General features: G+C 56.7%; 14 protein-coding genes. 6 read left to right on the top strand and 8 right to left on the bottom strand.

The genetic code is table 11. The features are described 5' to 3' along the window. Nucleotides 1–19: 19 nt before the first annotated feature. The 7 genes from SFX18_05350 to flhA all read right to left on the bottom strand — a co-directional run bounded on the left by SFX18_05350 (nt 20) and on the right by flhA (nt 9,374). The gene (locus SFX18_05350; GenBank protein ID MDX1962558.1) at nt 20–1,246 is read right to left on the bottom strand and encodes a hypothetical protein; all 1,227 of its coding nucleotides are present in this window, start codon (nt 1,244–1,246) and stop codon (nt 20–22) included. 293 nt (nt 1,247–1,539) lie between these two features. Beyond that, the gene (locus SFX18_05345; protein MDX1962557.1) at nt 1,540–2,067 is read right to left on the bottom strand and encodes a hypothetical protein; all 528 of its coding nucleotides are present in this window, start codon (nt 2,065–2,067) and stop codon (nt 1,540–1,542) included. A gap of 301 nt (nt 2,068–2,368) precedes the next feature. Then, nucleotides 2,369–3,952, bottom strand: a complete 1,584-nt coding sequence (locus SFX18_05340) for a porin (protein MDX1962556.1) — start codon at nt 3,950–3,952, stop codon at nt 2,369–2,371. A 315-nt stretch (nt 3,953–4,267) separates the two neighbouring features. Continuing rightward, the gene (locus SFX18_05335) at nt 4,268–5,068 is read right to left on the bottom strand and encodes a FliA/WhiG family RNA polymerase sigma factor (protein ID MDX1962555.1); all 801 of its coding nucleotides are present in this window, start codon (nt 5,066–5,068) and stop codon (nt 4,268–4,270) included. Nucleotides 5,069–5,230: 162 nt separating this feature from the next. Beyond that, nucleotides 5,231–5,488, bottom strand: coding sequence for a hypothetical protein (locus tag SFX18_05330; GenBank protein ID MDX1962554.1), 258 nt, complete (start codon nt 5,486–5,488; stop codon nt 5,231–5,233). 523 nt (nt 5,489–6,011) lie between these two features. After that, a complete protein-coding gene (gene flhF / locus SFX18_05325) occupies nt 6,012–7,223 on the bottom strand; it encodes a flagellar biosynthesis protein FlhF (protein MDX1962553.1) in 1,212 nt (403 codons plus the stop codon). A 57-nt stretch (nt 7,224–7,280) separates the two neighbouring features. Beyond that, nucleotides 7,281–9,374, bottom strand: a complete 2,094-nt coding sequence (gene flhA / locus SFX18_05320; GenBank protein ID MDX1962552.1) for a flagellar biosynthesis protein FlhA — start codon at nt 9,372–9,374, stop codon at nt 7,281–7,283. 317 nt (nt 9,375–9,691) lie between these two features. Between flhA and SFX18_05315 the strand changes: the two genes are divergently transcribed. The 5 genes from SFX18_05315 to SFX18_05295 all read left to right on the top strand — a co-directional run bounded on the left by SFX18_05315 (nt 9,692) and on the right by SFX18_05295 (nt 16,358). Then, on the top strand, nt 9,692–10,204 hold the full coding sequence (locus tag SFX18_05315; protein ID MDX1962551.1) for a thioredoxin family protein: 513 nt from the start codon (nt 9,692–9,694) through the stop codon (nt 10,202–10,204). A gap of 250 nt (nt 10,205–10,454) precedes the next feature. Beyond that, on the top strand, nt 10,455–11,711 hold the full coding sequence (locus tag SFX18_05310; GenBank protein MDX1962550.1) for a hypothetical protein: 1,257 nt from the start codon (nt 10,455–10,457) through the stop codon (nt 11,709–11,711). 10 nt (nt 11,712–11,721) lie between these two features. After that, nucleotides 11,722–13,296: a hypothetical protein gene (locus SFX18_05305; GenBank protein ID MDX1962549.1), complete on the top strand. Its 1,575-nt coding sequence runs from the start codon at nt 11,722–11,724 to the stop codon at nt 13,294–13,296. Nucleotides 13,297–13,894: 598 nt separating this feature from the next. Then, nucleotides 13,895–14,839, top strand: a complete 945-nt coding sequence (gene mdh / locus SFX18_05300; protein MDX1962548.1) for a malate dehydrogenase — start codon at nt 13,895–13,897, stop codon at nt 14,837–14,839. Between the two features lie 679 nt (nt 14,840–15,518). Continuing rightward, on the top strand, nt 15,519–16,358 hold the full coding sequence (locus tag SFX18_05295; protein MDX1962547.1) for an alpha/beta hydrolase-fold protein: 840 nt from the start codon (nt 15,519–15,521) through the stop codon (nt 16,356–16,358). A gap of 171 nt (nt 16,359–16,529) precedes the next feature. Here the strand turns inward: SFX18_05295 and SFX18_05290 are convergent, their stop codons facing one another. Then, complete coding sequence (locus tag SFX18_05290; protein ID MDX1962546.1) at nt 16,530–16,658, bottom strand: hypothetical protein; 129 nt, start codon at nt 16,656–16,658, stop codon at nt 16,530–16,532. Between SFX18_05290 and SFX18_05285 the strand changes: the two genes are divergently transcribed. Beyond that, nucleotides 16,657–19,407, top strand: a complete 2,751-nt coding sequence (locus SFX18_05285; protein ID MDX1962545.1) for a tetratricopeptide repeat protein — start codon at nt 16,657–16,659, stop codon at nt 19,405–19,407. The genes SFX18_05290 and SFX18_05285 overlap by 2 nt on opposite strands. Nucleotides 19,408–19,424 lie beyond the last annotated feature (17 nt).

Raw genomic sequence — 19,424 nt, 5'->3', positions numbered from 1 at the left:
AAAGTTCCTGGCTCTTTGATTAATTCTCAGTGTACCATTTTTCCAAATCAGCGAACTCCGGTGATGCGACAAAGTCGCTTGCTTCGGGATTTTCACGTAAATTCGCCAAGTCAAGTTCTAAAAATTTTTCACCTTCTCCCCATTTGATCAATTGCACGGCGGCGGCGTGCTTCTTTTGCATAATAAGCAAGCCCACATAATTAACTAGATGGGATTGCAGCGAGCTATCTTCCGCGAAAGCGTCGGCAAATACCTTTTGACCTTCCGCGGCTTTATCCAGGGCATACAGCGCATAAGCTTTATATAGTTTTAAATACGGGTCTCCCCCGAGCGCAGTCTCCAATTTGACCACATTATCATACAATTCCTGGTTCATGTTGTTTAAGATAAAATAATCGATCTGCACCAGGGAGAGCGACGGATCATCGGGAAAAAATTGTTGATAATCCTTCATTTGCTGCAGGTATTCATCGTTTCCCACCTTTTGGGCCAGTTGCAATCCAATAACCTGAAATGCCTTGCTTTTTTGTAGTTCCACTGGCAAAGCGCGGAAATTCTGGTAAGCGCCCGTGGGCGGGCCCGCGCTTTTTATACCCTCCAGGACGCGCATGATTTCCTTTTGATGCTTCACATACAACTGATCTTCCGGGGAAAAGCTGGCAAAGATGCTTTTGTTGTCAATCGCCATGCCCATGATCGCCAACCGGCGCATGAACTGCCCAAAGGTTTCGCCCATGAGCATGATGTACACATCTTCCGCCCCGATGTTGCCATTGGGATATCGAATCAGTGAATATTCATGGTAATTGACAGCTCCATCAGGCGTTTGCATGCGATAGATGGGTTGGGGGCGGCGGTTGACGTCGCGAATTCGCAAGAGTTTGTACACTCCGCCAGATTGAACCACATCGGCTAATTGCGTGCTCATGCCGCCGGATTTGCGCATCCCCCGGATAAAGCCTTGGATGGATGCATCCGAAGCATTCAGCCCTTTAACCCCGTGCAGGAGGATTTCCTCGGTGGGAATGAGTTCATTCAAGGCCGCCATATCACTGGCCAGGAGCGCCGCATCGAGTTTTTTGGTAAATTCCTCCGCCTCGGCCATGGTCACGGGAGCGCCGTGATTGGTCATGGCTTGGACCGGGGCGTTGGGATTGGCGGCGGGCTTGGCGCCACAACCCGCTAGCGCAAACAACCCGCATAGATACAGACACGCCCACGTGCGATTCAACTTGGCCAAGCGCATAGCACACCCCGGAGTAAAGAAGGATTGACCAACTTATTTAACTCGGTTTTTTGGCAAGGGTCAATCAGCGCGGGGTGAATATAAATTTTTTTTGAACAGGAGGGAGCGGAGGGAACGGAGAAAATGCATCAGTTATTCCCCCCTCTGTTAACTTTGCTACCTCCTGTTTAATTCATTCTTATTTTTTAAACAAAGGGAACGAAGGGAACGAAGAGGGAAAAAAATCCTCCGGTCTGACATCGTTTACTTTTGTTCAATCTTTTGCTTGTAGTCTGAATATTATCGCCAAGAACTTATTTTGTCTGTTCCCGCACCACGGGCAATACTTTGACCGGCGCCGCCAGTTGGGGGGGAGCGGGGATGCTGGCCGTGGCGGGGACCGGCGCCTGCGGCAGCTTGGACTCGCACTGGTCGCAGATATCCTCCAGCACCCACTTATAGCTGGGGACCGTGCGGGTGATGGTCCGCTTCATGAGCTTTTTTCTTGTGTGAACCGTCGCGCAACCGGGAATCCAGTCGGTCCAGACAAACAATTTTGGCTTAGAATGGGTGGGATTTTTTTCCGCCGCTTCATCACAAAAGTCACACACCGTTTCGGCATGCTGACAGCCGGGGTGGCTGGGTCCCGGCAGACAAAATTCCTCGACTTGGCAGCCCCAGCAGACGACTTCCACTTTTTTCTCTTCGCAGACCAAGCGGCAGACGGAATGGCAGGGGACATTGCCGCCGCAGTGCGGACAAGCCGCCAGTGCCAGTCGGTTTGTCGCGCAGAACGCCAGCAGCAGTGTCAGTCGAACGAACATTCGCAATAAGCGGAACATGGCGGCACTTTCTTTGTTGGAGAAAAATGGATGAACGTCGCGGTCGGGAGATCTTTGGCCCCTAGCGCGCGGCGGATTTCTGTAACATGAGGTATCAAATGAAATATTTTTAACAGGAGGAAGCAGAGAGAGCAGAGGCCGGACTGCCTAGCTCTCCCCCTCCGCTACCTCTGCTAACTCTTGTTCAATGCATTCTTGTTTCTAAAACAAAAGGGAACGAAGAGGGAAAAAATTACCCCAGTCTTCTTTCGTTTTCTTTGTTAACTTTTGTAAACTGTCTGCTCAACTCTTTTATCCAGGCTTACCAATTCACATCGTAGCGCATGGCGATCAGGTCGGATTCGGTCGCGCCAAACACGGTCTCGGATGTGGTCACGGGATGGATCCAGTCAAACATGATCCGCATTCGGTCGGTCCAGTACCAGTTAAAGCCCACGGTCAGGTCGTTGTATTGGCCGCTGTCGGTATTTGCCAAGTCCAGGTAGGACCAGCGGGCCTTTGCTTCCCAGGCCCCCGATCCCCACCCCCCCGGCGTGGCAAAAAAATTGGTATAGGGGACGTTGCGGGCAAATTGCGCTCCATGCTGCCCAAACCGCTCGAACACGCGATTTTCACCCGTCAGAAAGTAGCTAATATGCGAATATGCCCCGCCAACTTGCTCGGTGTCGCCCGAGTCTAGGTCCACGCTGGAAATAAACGCCTCATTTTGCAGGGTAACCCGGCCCCAGACGATCGCCAGTTCCAGATTGCCCGTGGTATAGGTATCCGCCAACAGCGTGCCGCTGTTGATGAGGATCGGCCCGCGCTGCACCTGGGGTCGAGCGCGAAACGAAACGCGGTCGTCAAAATCGTTGGTGTGCAACACGCCCACGCCGGTATGCACAAGATAGCGTCCGTTGGACGGTTCATCGTAATAGGGAAGCCAGGTGAGCCGGCCGCTCAGCCGATACCCTTGGTTATCGTCAAAGCGGGTTTTTTCCGTATCGTTGATATCATCAAAAAACATACCTCCGCACCAAGTGATATTTTGGTCGGCCGTGCAATTGTAAAAGGCCACGCCCACCTCGCGGTCAGCGGCAAAGATCCCTTGGGTGGGGATAGAGCGTTCCAGAAAAATGTTATTGGTGTCGTTGGTGACTTGCTCCAGGCTAAAGGGGACAAAAAAGTTGCCGATCCGAAAACGCCCCAACCAGGGGATTTCATTCATCGACACATAGGCGTCCTTGACATCGGGAGAGGCGAACTGGCTTTGGTTGATTCCCTGCCCCGGTTCCAGCGTCATCTGCAGGCGAAAGTCGTACACGCCGTAACCGGTGCCGTCGGCCACCAGCCGCAAGCGGCGAAAGTTGAAATAATTTTGCGCGCCGATGATCGCGGGATCGGCCTGGGCCCAGGTGACATAATCCATCTGGATATGCCCCCCCAATTTGACGGTCCATTTTTCCTTTGAGACGTCCACCCAATCATCCGCCTCTTTTTTTTCCTTGGAGGATTTGGCGGCGGCGGACTCGAGTTTTTCCAGGCGTTTTTTTAGGTCGGCGATCTCTGTTTGCGGATCGGCGGGGGCTTTCTTTTCGGCTTCGCCATCGGCGTTATTCCCTTTCGCGGAATCTTGTTCGTAGCTAATCAATAGCAGTTGACTTGCCAGCGGAGGTTCCGGTGGCGGCCCGGAAATTGCCGTCCGGCTTGCATCCAATGCGTCCGCTTGGCGCAGGGCTCGCAATTCGCCGCGGAGGGAGGAAATTTCGGCCTGTTGTTCGGCCAGGCGGGCTTCGATGGCGGTGAGGGTATCCGCTGGAGTTTGATGGGACTCTTCCGCTAGCAACCTTACGCTGGCTAGCAGCCAGAGACCGCAAATGAAGCCTGTCGGTAGGATTCGGAGCATGCGCATCGCTCAAATCAGCTAGATTGATCTCCGCTGGCTCCGGTTGATCAGGCATTTTTCATTTGCGCGGATTGTAGTTGAGAAACTACCATGAATCCGCGTCCACGCAGTTGACTGCTAACTAAGATGTTCGGCTTAGGCGAACTTTCAGCTTAATGCTAATTTTGCGGGTTAAGTAGTTTTTAACGTGTGCAACACACCGGATACGATCTCAAATCTCAAATTTGAAATCACAAATTTGAAATCTCAGATACAAAAATTTTAGATTTCAAATCCATAAACCATAATCCAAAAACCAAAAACCAAAATCATTTCTTACTGCGCGCCGCCGGCGAATTCCGGTCTGCGGCGGCCCAACTGCTGTTGCAGGCGTTGCATGATGCTAGAGTGCATTTGGCTGACGCGGCTTTCGCTGAGATCCAGCGTCGCGCCGATCTCCTTCATGGTCAATTCTTCATAATAATACAGAATGATAATCAACCGCTCATTGCGGTTCAGCCCCTTGGTCACCAGCCGCATGAGGTCGTTCTTTTGAATCCGGCGGGTGGGGTCTTCCCCTTTTTTATCCTCCAGGATGTCGATTTCGCGGACATCCTTGTAGCTGTCGGTCTCGTACCATTTTTTATTCAGGCTGATCAGGTTGACCGCGCTGGCGTCCAGCATGTGCTTTTCCAGCTCGGCGACGGAGATCTGCATTTGCTCGGCCAGTTCCACCTCGGTGGGGCTGCGTCCCAGCTTTGCCTCGAGGGTTTTTACCGCTTCGTTCAGTTTGCTAGCCTTGGAGCGTACCAGCCGGGGCACCCAATCCATCGTCCGCAGTTCGTCCAACATCGCGCCGCGGATGCGGGGGACGCAATACGTTTCAAACTTTACCCCGCGCGACAGGTCAAACGCGTCGATCGCGTCCATCAGGCCAAAAATCCCGGCGGAAATTAAATCGTCCAGTTCCACCCCTTCGGGCAGGCGGGCCCAGATGCGTTCGCCATTGTATTTGACCAGCGGCAGATAGTTTTCCACCAGCAGATTGCGCAAGTCCTGGTTATTGGGGTCGGCCTTGAATCGTTGCCACAGTTCCGCAATGTCCGCAATCGTGCCCGAGCCGGTGATCGTCGCCATGCACTCCTCCAATGAGTTTTTTTACGACGTGGCGGAAACATCTTGTTTCCCGTCGCGTGATTTCCGTTGTCAACCGGCGCAGCGCGTGAACGATGAGAAGTCTCGATCGGATAAGTCTATCGCGCCGCCAGCGACTATGTAGGCCGTCTAAAGGTATGTTGCTTAGGTTCCCGGTTTGACGGTGCTTCCCGCCTCCGTCTGGGCGGCCAACGCCTGGGACAATTCCCGCCGCAGCGCGTCCCCCAACATCCAATCCGCCAACCCGCCGACAATCGCCCCCAGGCAGGCAAACCCCGCCATCCAACCAAGCGCCATCCACACATTGGCCAGGCCGTCGGCATAGTGCCATAAGCTTCTGGCCATTGTCACGGTAAACGCCAATAAGCCCAGGATGACCGCGTATTGCCGTGCCATCTGCATCGTTAGCGCACCGTAAAGGGTTCTTCCCGTTATCCCTTTTGCAACCCGCAAAGTTTACCAACCCGGGGTAGGGACAGGGGCAGTGAATGTATCGGTTGTCGGGGCGTCCTTTCTGCAGGGGAACCGCGGTAAAATTCCAAATTTTGTTCGCTTGGGCCAGCGCGGAAGATTTTGCCAAGCGCGCTAGCCAATTTGGGCGGAAGAGTACGAAGATGCCCCCATGAATGTCAAGTGAAGCTGGGTACTTCCACGGAATTTCTGGCGGAAGTCCGCAACACCGTTCCGTTTCGCGGCGGACTAAGCTAGCGGTGAAAGACAAGTGGGCCTCACATTAAGCTGTTTCCCTAGTACTTTGTAAAATTTAAAGATTCGAGTTAGGCCAATCAGCCGCTGGGCGCTAGCCCACGGTTTTTGCCGCTCAAACCGTGGGCGAGCGCCCTACGGCTCATCCGAAAACGTATCGTTGACAAGGCACTAGTGAAACAGATTTCCGGGTAAAGGGAACTTCGCGCGCGTCAACCCGCTAAGCTTGCGGTTCCCCCAGAATGCCCCGTGCCAGCTCGCGGCTATCGGCCAGTATTAAGTCGGCGGGAACATTTTGGCCAGTAGACAGATAACCGATCCCCTTTCCGGTCCGGCGACAAACGCCTAGCAAGCCTCCCCAGGTGGCCGCTTCATCCCGTTTGGTCAGCAACAGCCGCGTATAGGGAACCGCGGCAAAGCCCTCGGCCGCTTGCATGAGACCGCGCGCGCCTTGGGCCAGGCTTAGCACCAAATGGGTCTCGGCGGGGCGAATCGCCGCCAACAGCCCCTGCAACTCCGCCATGCGTAAGTTGTCCTGGGGAGCGCGTCCCGCGGTATCGATCAGGACCAAATCGCGATCCGCCATTTTTAGCAGCGCGGCGGGGACTTCGGCGGCGGTGCTGGCCACGGCCAGGGGGACATCCAAAATTTCGGCATAAATCCGCAGTTGTTCCACCGCCGCCACGCGATAAGTGTCCAGGGTCACCAGGCCCACGCGCCGCCGCTGTCGCAAATGAAAATGGGCGGCCAGTTTAGCGAGGGTGGTGGTTTTTCCCACACCGGTAGGCCCGATAAACGCCACCAGCCGCTGCTCCCCCGGTGGAAGCTGGATGGGGCCATCAACGGGGAATTCCCACTCGAGACAACGGAGTAGCGCTTGGCGGAGCGAACGTTCAGGCGTGGACGCGGTGGAGGTTGAAATTCTTAGGGCCTCGGTGATGAGTTGATGCGCCGCCGTGGGGTCGACTTCGGCGGCAACCAGTTCGGCGTATAACAAAGAGGCTTCCGCCGGCCACGCCCAAGACGCGCGGGCTTGTTCAGCGCGGGTAGAGCCGGACTGGGCGGTGGGGGTGGATGTTTGCCGGGTTGGGACGGGCGGGAGGGATGGCGGGGCGGGGCCATCGGAGGTTGCGGGGGCAAAGCGTTGTGCCAATTGCCAGCGCGGATCCTGTAGATCCAAACCGAGATCCAGCGGCGCGGCGGCGGGTTCATAAACCACCGCTTCTTCCGCCAGTTGGGCGGCCTGGGCCGAAATTTCGATTTGGGTCCTGCCCGCCAGTCGGTTCCACAGTCCACCGGCGGGTATTTCGCGCGTGCGGACTATCTGGGCGGCGGGGCCGAACTCTTGACGCACGTATTCCAGGGCTTCGCGCAGTGAGCCGGCCTGAAACGTGCGAATGTCGGATTTGCGCAAATCGCGTGCTGCTGTCATTCCTGCATCCTGCTGAACCTAGGGCCGCCCTGGCGTCAATCATGCGCCGGGAACAATTTATTTTCCGTCCACTACCATACCAATGGATTCAATCACGGTATCGCGGGTCACTTCGTTAAAGCTGAGCACCACCAGCCGAGGCAATTGCGCGGAGGTCAACTGCTTTAGTCCCACGCGGATTTGCGGACTGACCAGCAACACCGGCGGTTTGTGTTTTTGCGTTAATTTGTCGATCTCACGGGCTATGACCCGGCACGTGGCATCGATCGCGGGGGGGGACATGCGGACAGTCAGGCCCCGTTCGTTATGCTCTAGTCCCGCCTTGATCCGGTCTTCCACCGCGGGATCCAGCGTCACCACGTACAACCGGTTTTCTTTATCGCGATAGCGCGAACAAATCGCCCGTGCCAGGCGGTGCCGCACGTATTCCGCCAGCAAAATGGGGTCCTTGGTCCGGCTGGCATAATCTCCCAGCGTTTCCAATATGGGCCCCAGCAGCTTGATGGGGACTTGTTCCCGCAAGAGGGCTTGCAGGATGCGCTGCACCTCGGCCAGTTTCATTTGGCCGGGGATGAGTTCCTCGACGGTGGCGGGCTGTGATTTCTTTAGTTCCTCGACCAGGTGCTTGGTCGCGTCGCGGGTGAGGATTTCGTCGGCGTGTTTACGGACGGTCTCGGTCAAGTGGGTGGCCAACACGGCCGCTGGTTCGACAATGGTGTAACCATGCAATTCCGCCTGGCTCCGTTGTCCGGGATCGATCCAGGTAGCGGGCGTGCCAAAGGCCGGCTCACGTGTTTCCAACCCCCCTACTTTACCCGTGGTCACTCCCGAATCCATCGCCAGTAGCTTGTACGGCTCGAGCTGTCCCTCGGCCACGGCCACATCGGCGATTTTGATCCGGTACTGATTTTGTTCTAGCCGGACATTATCGCGAATACGGACCTTGGGCATGATAATGCCAATCTCGCCCGCCACGTTTTGCCGCACGCGCTGAATCCGTTGTAACAGGTCCCCCCCCCGCTTGGGATCGGCCAATTTGATCAGACCGACGCCAATTTCGATCTCCATGGGATCGGTCGATAAAAAATCCTCGATCCGTTCTTCCGGGGGCTTGGCCGCTTCCACCTGGGCCTTGGTTTGGGCGGCGGCGGTGGCTTGTTTTTTCTGACGCCCCAGGGAAACCGCCAACATGACACATCCCCCCCCCAGGGTGAGTAGCGGTATGGGGGGAAGGTTGGAAAACGCCAGGAGGCCTAAAAACCCACCCGCGACATACAACGCCTGGGGGCGGGAAAACAACTGCCCAACAAACTCCTTTGGCAGGTTGCTGTCATGGCTGGAACGGGTGGTGAGCAAGCCCGCGGCGAGGGAGATTAAAAACGCGGGGACCTGGCTGACCAGCCCATCTCCGATGGTGAGCTTGGTAAATACCGACGCCGCCTGGCCCAGGGACATCCCCCCTTCCCACATGCCGATGACCAAACCGCCGACAATATTGATGATCGTGATGAGAATGCCGGCAATGGCGTCCCCCCGGACGAATTTGCTGGCGCCATCCATCGCCCCGTAAAAGTCCGCCTGCCGCGAGACCTCTTGCCGACGGCGTTGGGCCTCGTTTTCGTCGATGATTCCGGCGTTCAGGTCGGCGTCGATAGCCATTTGGCGGCCGGGCATGCCGTCCAAGGCAAACCGCGCGGCGACCTCGCTGATCCGCGTCGCGCCCTTGGTAATGACAATAAACTGAATCACCACGATGATGACAAAGATAATAATGCCGACCACCAGGTCGTTACCGGCGACAAATTCGCCAAATTCCTTAACCACATGCCCCGCAGCCAAGGCCCCGTCCCGCGGCGCGCGGGTCAAAATTAGCCTGGTGGTGGCGACATTGAGGACCAGCCGGGCCAGCGTGGTGGCCAGGAGTAGCGAGGGAAAGACGCTAAATTCTAGCGGTACCCGCACATAAATCGTCGTCAGTAGCACAATGACCGCGACCGCGATATTGCAGGCTAGCAGAATATCCAACAGCGCCGGCGGCAGCGGAATCATGATCACCAGCACGCTGGCTATTACCGCCAATGGCAGCAAAAAATCCTGCGCGCGGGCCCAAAAAGGGAGCGCGGAATCGGGATTTGCTTCGCTGACGGACATACGGCGCGGGCAATTTTGAATGGAGCTGCAATTGCCCCATCCGCCAAATCGCGGAGGGGGAGGCCCGCAAAACGTAGCGAAACTCTCGTTCGCGGTCCAGATCGCTTTTGCGCCGCTAGCATCGTGAACTTGCCCGGTTCCCGCGTGTCCCACAGATGTTCGCGCCACTGCGCCGGGGAAGGATGAATCATTTCGACGGCGCATTTGTCATTTGTGCGGATTGGCGTCAAGAGCGGGCCACCTCTAACCGATAACAGGGCAGTCCAACCAACCGCCATACGCACGCATTCATGTCGCTAACATCAAGGGATTATCCTATGCGGGCTCGCCAGGGTGTGTTTAGTTTGCTGTCTTGGTTGGTGGCTGTCAGCTTGGCCTATGTCGCCATTCATTTGACCGGCTGCGAGCAGGCCCAAAATCCGCACACTCCCCCATCCACCCCCAGCGCTCCCGCGCTTCCCAGCCTGGGTTATTTGACCGATCTGGAGCAAGCCCGCCTGCAAGCCCGCACGGAGGGAAAGCCGATATTGGTATTTTTTACGGCTGAATGGTGCAAATATTGCCATCAGTTAGCGGACGAAGTGCTATGTCAGGGACAAATCCGTTCTTTGACAAATCAGTTTGTCTGCGTGGAACTGGATTGCGATCAATTTCCCCGGATTTGCCAGCAATACCGGGTCGGTAGTTATCCCACGCTGTTGCTGCTCAATCCCCAGGGGCATGAAATTGGCCGATTGGTCGGCTTTCAGCCGTTTGGCCAAGTTAGCGGGACCCTACAGTTGGCCCTGCAGAGCCTCGCCCGCGCGCAGCGGGTGCAATTGCGTCGGTAAAGGTTGAAAAATCGAATGGTTAAGCGGTATTTCCTTGCCCGCAAAGCATTTAGGGAATAAAATTGATTTAGATTCGAGAACTCATATCACAGCCGACGTCCCGGAGGCCGTTGGAGGCGGGTATTTTCCTTGGGGAGGGCCGCCGTCCGTCGCCAGGCGGGCAACCGCTGGGGCGCATCCTCGTCGAGGTCCGCCCGCTCATCTGGCTTTTTTTCCTATAAGCCAGTCGCCACGTATCTTTTGGTCTGTAATGCAAATCGATTTTAATCGTGCCCGATTGCAGTCTCCCTATCGTGCCCGCAATTATCTGGTGGGGCGGGATCGGCGGCATTTGACCTATGCCGTGGTGGGTGGGGGGCTGCTATTGATATTCTTACTGCGTTTTAATGATATTTTGTTTTTGACCCACAGTTTCAAGAATCCTCCCGCACCACTAGACACACGGGTCAAGTCAGAATCAAGGCAACCCGCGTTGCCCCCCCTGCCGGGGACGGTCGCCCTGCAACCTTTTGACAGCGCCTCTCTTGCCGGGGATTTTGCGGCTGAAAACCCTGCCGCCGATAGTAACGCCCCGTTGCAACAAACGGCTCCCCTCCAGGCCGATCCCCCGCAGGCGCAACCAGCGGCGAACCTGCCACCAGCACAGCCACAACCAGCACAACCACAACCGGCAGAGAAACAACCAGGAGAGAAACAACCAGGAGAGAAACAACCGGTCATGGCGCAAATTTTTACCGGCCTAGACCCGGCAAAACTGGCCATGATCAAGGATTCCACCTTTACCCGCGCTGCCGAATACGACGTGTGGTATCACATCTTAGGAGTATTATCCAAAACCACCCCAGAGCAATTGACGGCAGAGGCCACGCCGGTGCGCTTATTTCGCGAGCTATACACCAATCCCGGTACGTTTCGGGGCCGGGCGATTCAGTTGCGGGGGCATTTGATCTGGTATCAGGAAATGCCCGCCGGAGCGGATAATCCGCTGGGCTTAGATAAATATTACGAGGTGGGCCTGGGTTTGCAGGATCAAAAAGATACGCCCGTCTTTGTCTATTGCCTGGAATTACCCCCCGATTTACCAAGGGGAGTGGCGGACCCCACGTTGCCGCGACGTTTTCATTTTCCCCAAAAGCCCCCCCGAATTTCGGTGACGGGGATTTTTTATAAGTTGTTGATTTATAAAGCCGTGGATGAAGAGCGCAAGGCCCCCGCGATGCTTGCGCAGACCGTCAGTCTGGCCGCCGCGCGCGAACCCACAGCCGAAAAAGCCCCCCTCCCCGCCCCCTCCGTCAGTCCCGAGCAGTGGTTATTTGCGGCTCTGTTAATCAGTGGAGTTGTATTCGTTGGATTGTTTTGGTTTTTTTGGCGCAAGAAAACCACGTTTGAAATTCCACAGGCTGGAGACCAAATGCGACGCCAAAAGCTGGGTATAGAACCGGTGGTCGATGAAGACCCCCGCGAGGCTTTGCGTAAATTGGCGGAGGCCAAAGACCTTCCTCTGTAGCGACGCGATTATGCGGCAAACTTTTTTTTGCGTGTCTCTTGCGGTTTGCTTGGCCAGCCTGTTTTGTCTGGGAGGAGTGTACAGCCAGGAAAGTCCTCCGGCTGCTAGCTCGCCAGATACGCCCGGCGCTACCTCCAACCCGGGCGGGACTGCCGCGGGATTAGTTCCGTCGGATCATGACAGTGGCATCTCGATGAATGATGATGCCCTTCCCGCGGCCAACGCCCAAGTAAAAGCAGCGCGGGAATTTTGGCGAGAACTCGACATAGATGACAGTTTGCTGCGGCGTGTGGAGCAAAACACGGCGATCCAGGATCAAGAGTATGAAGTTCTGTTAAAATTTTTGCGATTTCTGCCCAAGATTCCCTCCGGTCGCTTGCGTGAACTGACCCAAGCCGTTCCCGGCTGGCAGGCATTCCAAAGCCAACCGCAAACCTGGCAGGGGGGAAGCTTTCTGTTGGAGGGACGGTTGCGGGGATATGTGAACCTTAGCCCCGGAACCAAATTCCCCCTTTCTGAGGACCAGTCGCGGCCCGCCGATCCCGCCCAAGCACCCAATCCGCGATTGCGGGACTGGGATTATTTGACGCAATTGGCCCAGCGCGGGGACCTGGAGGGGATTTATCTGAGCGAGCTATCAGTTCCGGAAAAGGGCGCGCGGATTTTTGTTTTTACCCGCCAAGCGCCGCAAGCGTGGAACGCGCTGGTCCCGTTGGAAGATCTGGTGCGGACGCGGGGAACGTTTCTTAAGGCGGACGGCGGCGACCTGTACTTTGTCGCGGCGAATCTGGCGTGGTTGCCGCCGACAGATTTGGGCAAGTTAGGCTTTGATCATGGCTTGTGGGACAGTGTCAAACCCAACGCGGATTTGCATCTGGCGGAAAACGACGCGTTCTATGCCTTGTTGGCCGTTGCCCAGTCGGCCCCCCTGTCCTCCGCCCTGCCCGCCGACGCTAATCGCGATTTGGTCCAGCTTTTGGAAAGTCCCGCGGATCAACGGGGAAAACCGCAGGTGTTGACCGGCGTTGTGGATTGGGTGATACGCCAACCGATCAATGATCCCGAACGAGTCGCCGAACTAGGTTTTGACCATTACTATCAATTAGGCATATCCCAAATGCTGCCGCGGGAGGTGGAATTAAAAATTGCCGTGTCCGAACCCGCCGCGCAGGCTGGCGAACCGCCGCAAATTCGATTTGAAAAACAAAAATTGGGAACACTGCAATTCATTTTTAATGCCCGCGAATTACCACGGGGGCTGACACCCGAAAAACTGCGGCAACAAAGCGTGCGGGTGGCGGGCTACTTTTATAAAAATATTCCTTTCCGCAGTGAATTGCAGGTCCATAACAATCGCCGCGTGATGCTTTACAGTCCCTGCCTGTTTGGGCGCATGCCGGAGCCGCTGCAAGATTTTCAAGCGGGAAAAAGAGATGACGCCGCGCAGGGCTGGATTATCCTGGGCGTATTGGCCGCGGGAATTATCCTGGCGGCGGTTTTGTACGCCCAGTCCCGCGCGGCGGGCGGTTCACCGGTCCCTTCCACGCCGGTAAAGATAGAGCTTCCCCCGCCCGCGGAACAATAGCCCGGGCTATTCGCACGTGAAATACTTAAAATGCGAATATTAATGCACAAAGTTAACAACGAAAGTTGGGCACCGCGTATCTCTTTTGACATCAAGCGATTCATTCGCTACGGTTCCTCTTTGTAAGCATCCATGTATTTTCCGCTGCCTCTGCTTCCTCCTGTATAAAACAATCCTGTAAGACATTTTGAATAGGAAGAAACGGAGCTAGCGGAGACACAAAAAACGGACTGTGTGAACAAACGTCGCGTCGCATGTTACTGTGAATAAAAATTAACAAAGGAAACAAAGTAGGTTGAATGCCGCGTGTTTCTTCTAACATCGAACCATCGTTCACTGCGTTTACTCTTGATAAAATTTCGCTCTTTTCTAAGAATCCCCTGGAACGGCTTGCTCGTCTTAATCAGGGTTGTGTAATAGCGTCCTGGTACTTGTCAAGTGGTTTCTCGCTTCAACCGGAGAATTCTTTTTTTACCCCTGTTCAAAGGAAATTTTGTGGGGTAGTTTGCAGTTGTTCAAAGCCCGGCGCGGTGGAACTGTTTGGTAAGTTTTTCCTCGACGGGTAATCGGCCATTTTCTGCGAAGGGGGTTTGTGAATATGCGACGCGCAAAGATCAGTATCATTGGCGCTGGCAATGTGGGCGCGACGTGCGCTCACTGGTGTGCCGCCGCCGAACTGGGGGATGTGGTGCTTTTGGATATTCCCCAGTCCGAAGGGATGCCCGCGGGCAAGGCCCTGGATCTGTTTCAAGCGTCTCCCATTGCGGGATTCACCGCCCGGATCACCGGCACCACCGACTATGCCGCCACCGCCGACAGCGACGTGGTGGTCATCACCGCCGGCATCGCCCGCAAGCCCGGCATGAGCCGCGACGACCTCCTGGCGACCAACGCCAAAATTGTCGGCTCGGTCGCTGAACAAGTCAAAGCCACCAGCCCCCAGGCGATCATCATCGTCGTGAGCAACCCGCTGGACGCCATGGTCCAGCGCGCGCTCCAAGTCAGCGGATTTTCCCCCAATCGCGTCTTGGGTCAGGCCGGCGTGCTGGATACCGCGCGGTATCGCGCGTTTTTGTCGTTAGAGCTGGATGTCAGCGTTGAGGATATCAGCGCGATGCTGCTGGGAGGTCACGGGGATACGATGGTCCCCATCCCCAGTTGCACCTCGGTCGGGGGGATTCCCGTTACGCAATTGATCCAACCCGCCCGCTTGCAAGAAATCATCACCCGCACCCGCAATGGCGGGGCTGAAATCGTGGGTCTGCTCAAGACCGGCAGCGCATATTATGCCCCCGCCGCCGCCACCGCCCAAATGGTCGAGGCGATCGTCCGCGACCAAAAGCGCCTGATCCCCTGCGCGGCGTATTGCGACCGCGAATATGGCGTGGGAGGCTACTATGTGGGCGTGCCGGTGGTTCTGGGAAGCGCCGGGGTGGAAAGAATCATCGAGTTGCAATTGACCGCCGAGGAACGCGCTGCCTTTGATAAGAGCGTGCTAGCCGTCAAGGAACTGGTGGCCGCCATGGGCAAGCTTACCGGTTAGCAAGCTTACCGGTTAGATTGTGGGCTTGCGACGGGTCGCGTGGATGTAACTTGCCATTGTTTGCTGCTCGTGGTGCTAGTCATCGCGGTCGCGCATTCTGCTTTGTTTTTTGCCAAATCTGGTTAAAGGCGCGGAGCAGGCAGCGCATGGTTTCGCTAGCAAACCGCAGCATCCATTCAATTTTTGTGTTTGACGGATGAGTTATTCTTATGCCTCTGCGATGCTAGCAATTAATTTTGGTTCGTAGCAAACTATCATGGGATGCCATGCGTAATGTTTGCGATTGACAATTGTCCTGACATTCCAGTACAGTCCACGACAACAGGGATGTTCTACTTGCAATTGCAGAAGCTTGGCGAGGACCGTTCCCACCTTATCACCACAGTTTTGTTTGTGTCACGACAGTTCCGTTTTTTCACGACAGTTATATTTCCGCCACGACAGTTACCGCGTCTGGTCAGCGATTGTTGAGGGCTGGTTTGTTCGCCGGTTTGTTGCTCCCGGGGCTGCCCCGGTTCAATGGCGATTTTTGTGAGAAACTCTTGCCCGCGGAAAGGGTTTAATGACAGCACCGTGGATTAAAAATTCGCTGACTGTTGCGGTCGCGTCAGAGTGAGTCTTATCATCCCATCCATTTCGGCGATTACCGTTAATCGCTTTCTCTTTACAAATCGTACCCATGCTTCATCGCCATCCTGGTTCACTTCGCACCCTGGCGGGTTTAACCGATTCCGACGTTGACGCCTGTAACACCCAGGCACACGACCTTCGGGCGATTGAAATAGGGGACGCGGACCGCCAGTCCGGTGATTCCGCGCGGGAACCGCTGCATTTTGCCTTATTTGCTCCGCTGCATTATGAACGCAATTATGCCTATCCCCTGTTAATCTGGTTGCATGGTCCCCAAGATCAAGAGCAGCAACTTCGCCAAGTGATGCCCCACATCAGTCTGCGAAATTATGTCGCCGTGGGCCCGCGCGGCACCGCCCCGGATAACCACCCGCATGCGCCCCTGGGCGTTGGGGGATTTACCTGGGATCATTCGCCCCGTGGCGTGGAGCAGGCGGAGCAGCGGGTGCTGCGTTGTTTAGAGCTGGCCGCGCAAAAATTTCATATCTCCCGGCGGCGGATTTTTGTGGCGGGGCTGGAGTCCGGCGGGACGATGGCGTTGCGGCTGGCGTTGCGGCAGCCGCGGCTGTTTGCGGGGGGATTGTCCCTGGGGGGGGCGTTTCCCGATTCGGCGGCTCCCTTGGCCAAACTGCACGAGGCCCGCGAACTACCCCTGTTTATCACCACCTGCAAAGAGAGCCAGCTTTATCCCGAACACCAAGTCTGCGAGCAACTCCGGCTGTTTCATGCCGCAGGCTTAAACATGATGCTGCGCCAATATCCGGGCGAGGATGGCTTGACCGACCTGATGCTAGCAGACATGGATCGCTGGTTGATGGAGCAAATCAACCAACCGCGCCGTTCCGTATCGGCCGCGCAGGCTTGGGCCCCCACGGAATTAACATCCTAGCGCTCTGTCAACGATTTCGTTTTTCGGATGAGCCGTAGAGCGCTAGCCCACGGTTAGTGCGGCAAAAAGCGTGGGCTAGCGCCCAGCGGCTGATTTGCCTGACTCGAATCTTTAACGTTGACACAGCACTAGTCCGCCGCGCGCATTGTGCTTTTTGTAATTAGCCCGGTTTTATTCCGGGGGCAGCCACTCTTGACCCGCGCCGCGGGTCCGGGCATGATTACGCCGCCATATTTCGCGCGGCGTCCGCTGAATTGATTTGACATTCGCCGCCGGATGCTTTTTCCGATTGGGTCGCATGTCATCGGTCGTTCCCGATACCGCCGAAAACACTCCCGCCGCGGGTTCAGCGTCTTCTGGACCGTCTGCAACAACCCCCGCCGAGCTTGATCCGCTGGCGCGGATTGATGAGCTAAGCGGCGCGCTGGCCGGGCTGGATGCGCCGGCGGAACCCGCGCCGGCCGTCGCCACGCTCGCCGCTATCCCGCCGCGTCCCCCCGGTTGGCTGGGACGCTTGGCGGGGCTGACGCGCGGCACGGGACGATTATTGTGGCGGACCTGCCGGGGTTTGATTCATCTGGCGGCGCTCCCCGGATTAAATTCGCAACAACGTATGATTGTGGTGGTGTCCCTGGTCAGTTCGCTCACCCTGATCCCGTTGACCTGGTATGTCTCTTACCACCGGCTTAACCCGCTGTTACCGACACCCCCGCCGCGCGTTCCCCTCTCGGTGGTATTGGACGCCTTGGATCGCGGCTTGACCCGCCAGGCGGAGGACTTGTTGGCCCGGGCGGAGGCGGGGGGAACGCTAACCGCCGCCGAACAAGGCGCGCCGGATTTTGTGCGGGGGGCGATCCTAGTGGATATTTCCCGGCGGATGTGGGAGGCGGATCAAGTCCGCCATGCCCGCCAGGCGGCGAAATATTTGCAACAAGCGCGCACCCGCGGCTGGCCGTCGGGGCGTGAGGCGCAGGGGCTGGCGCTGTTGTGCGAAGCCTTGGTTGTTTCCGGCCAAGGAGCCGCCGCGCGCCCCTACATCTCCAGCGCGCTGTCGCAAAATCCCGCCTCCGCGATAACGCTGCTCAAGCTGGCAACCGAGGCGTTTTTTCAGCAGCCCAGCCCCGACCTGCGGCAGGCGCTCGACTATAACTCCCGTTTGCTGGCCCTGCCGGATTTACCCATTACCGAGCGGCAGCAAGCCTTGCTCGCCCGGGCGAGGATTTTTTTTGAACAACGCGCCAATGACGATTGCCGCGACGCACTGCGGGAAATCCGCAGCGATAGCGAGGCCGCCCTGGATGGGTTGTTATTGCAGGCGGAATTGGGCCTGCGCACAGCCAGGGAACGAGTCGCGGCCACGGATTCTCCCACCGCAGAACAGCGCGCGGAGGCCGCCCAGTTAATCCAAGAGAGCCTGGACCATTTGCGCGAGGCACTGGCGCTGGGCCAGGGACGGGAGGCGATCGCCCGCCGGGCCTACTACCTGATGGCGGTTTGCCACCGCGAGCTGGGGGAGGATAAAAAAGCTTGGGAAACATTTCAGCGGACGCGGACGCAATTTCCGCAGACGCCCGAGGGGATTTCGGCCTGCCTGGCCGAGGCCATGCTTTGTGAACGGCTCAATCTGCACGGAGATATTATTCCCACATTGATCGAATGCATTCAGCAGGCGGGAGCGGCGGCCGAATACGACAACCCGCTATTGCCACTGTCAGAGTTGCAGACGCAGCTCCTGGGAGCTTACCGCGCGCTGGTCGATAACCAGGAATTCGCCGCCGCCGCCCGCCTGGCCGCCAGCTTTCGCCAAATATTTAATCCCGAGCTAAGCCTGGAGATGACCGCCAGCGCGCACGTGTCGCGCGGTCGGCAGTTGGAGGCGGAATCCCAATCGCAAATCGCCCCCCAGGCGGATAAAACCATGCTCCTCGCCCGGGCGGAATTTCTTTTGGCGGGCCAGGCCTATGCCGAACTAGCCCGCCTGCGGTTTGATTCACCCCGCTATAACAATGAAGTCTGGCGGGCGGGGGAATATCTGCTGTTGGGCCAGGAATATGCCGCCGCGGCGGAGATGTTCACGGACTACCTGCGCTATGAACTGCGCGACCGCCGCCCCTTGGCGCTGCTTAACCTGGGGGAGTGTCAAATCCAAATCGGTCAGCCCAAGCAAGCGCTCACGACCTTGCAGGAATGTATCAACAGTTTTCCCCGCGACGCCGCCAGCTACCGCGCGCGGCTGCTAACCGCGCAGGCATTTCAAAATCAGGGAGACCTGGAAAACGCCAAAAGGCTGTACCTGGCCAATCTGGAAAGCACGCAGCTCACGCCCGCTAGCATTGAATGGCGCGACGCGCTGTTTGCCCTGGGTTCGCTTTTGTTTGAAGAAGCCCAAAAGCTCGAATCCCGCGGCGCCAAAGCCAATCTGGCCGCCGGCACGCTTGCGCCGGAGCAATTGCAAGCCCAGGAACGCTATCGCGAAGCGATCCGCCGACTGGGGGAAGCGGTCGAGCGTTACCCCGATTCCCACCAAATTATCACCACCCGTTATATTATCGCCGAATCCTACCGGGCGCTGGCGGCTTACCCGCGGGAGCGGCTCAAGTCGGTCACGATTCGCACCGCCCGCGATGAATACACCAAGGAACTTCGGCGGCTGCTGCTGGCGGCCATGGAGCAATATCAGCAAATCCAAGAAATTCTGGCAAACCGCCGCGAAGACCTTCCCTTAAACGAATTGGAACACTCTCTCTTGAGGAATTGCTATTACTCGCTAGGTTCGTCCCTGGCCGAAATGGACCGGGATGAAGAGGCAATCAGCATTTACACGGGGCTGATAAATCGGTATCAGGGAGAGCCAGAAGTTTTGGAGGCGTTTTTGCAACTGGCCCAATCCCAACGAAAACTGGGACGCAAGGACGAAGCCCGCCTGACCTTGGAGCAAGCGCGGGTCGTGCTATCGCGAATCGACAAAAGCGATCAGGAGTTTTTAAGCACGTCAAATCATACACGGGAAGAATGGTCCCGCATCATTCAGTGGATGATCCAGTTATAACCCTCGACCGTGCAATT

The organism is Pirellulales bacterium, assembly GCA_033762255.1.
In the GTDB taxonomy this organism is placed as follows: domain Bacteria; phylum Planctomycetota; class Planctomycetia; order Pirellulales; family JALHPA01; genus JANRLT01.
The sequence above is the reverse complement of the archived record's forward strand: the minus strand, read 5'-3'. Positions and strand labels throughout refer to the sequence as shown.

Coding starts and splice junctions, on each gene's coding strand:
- SFX18_05350 (MDX1962558.1), bottom strand. CDS start 1,246: ATGCGCTTGGCCAAGTTGAATCGCACGTGGGCGTGTCTGTATCTATGC.
- SFX18_05345 (MDX1962557.1), bottom strand. CDS start 2,067: ATGTTCCGCTTATTGCGAATGTTCGTTCGACTGACACTGCTGCTGGCG.
- SFX18_05340 (MDX1962556.1), bottom strand. CDS start 3,952: ATGCTCCGAATCCTACCGACAGGCTTCATTTGCGGTCTCTGGCTGCTA.
- SFX18_05335 (MDX1962555.1), bottom strand. CDS start 5,068: ATGGCGACGATCACCGGCTCGGGCACGATTGCGGACATTGCGGAACTG.
- SFX18_05330 (MDX1962554.1), bottom strand. CDS start 5,488: ATGCAGATGGCACGGCAATACGCGGTCATCCTGGGCTTATTGGCGTTT.
- flhF (MDX1962553.1), bottom strand. CDS start 7,223: ATGACAGCAGCACGCGATTTGCGCAAATCCGACATTCGCACGTTTCAG.
- flhA (MDX1962552.1), bottom strand. CDS start 9,374: ATGTCCGTCAGCGAAGCAAATCCCGATTCCGCGCTCCCTTTTTGGGCC.
- SFX18_05315 (MDX1962551.1), top strand. CDS start 9,692: ATGCGGGCTCGCCAGGGTGTGTTTAGTTTGCTGTCTTGGTTGGTGGCT.
- SFX18_05310 (MDX1962550.1), top strand. CDS start 10,455: ATGCAAATCGATTTTAATCGTGCCCGATTGCAGTCTCCCTATCGTGCC.
- SFX18_05305 (MDX1962549.1), top strand. CDS start 11,722: ATGCGGCAAACTTTTTTTTGCGTGTCTCTTGCGGTTTGCTTGGCCAGC.
- mdh (MDX1962548.1), top strand. CDS start 13,895: ATGCGACGCGCAAAGATCAGTATCATTGGCGCTGGCAATGTGGGCGCG.
- SFX18_05295 (MDX1962547.1), top strand. CDS start 15,519: ATGCTTCATCGCCATCCTGGTTCACTTCGCACCCTGGCGGGTTTAACC.
- SFX18_05285 (MDX1962545.1), top strand. CDS start 16,657: ATGTCATCGGTCGTTCCCGATACCGCCGAAAACACTCCCGCCGCGGGT.
- SFX18_05290 (MDX1962546.1), bottom strand. CDS start 16,658: ATGCGACCCAATCGGAAAAAGCATCCGGCGGCGAATGTCAAATCAATT.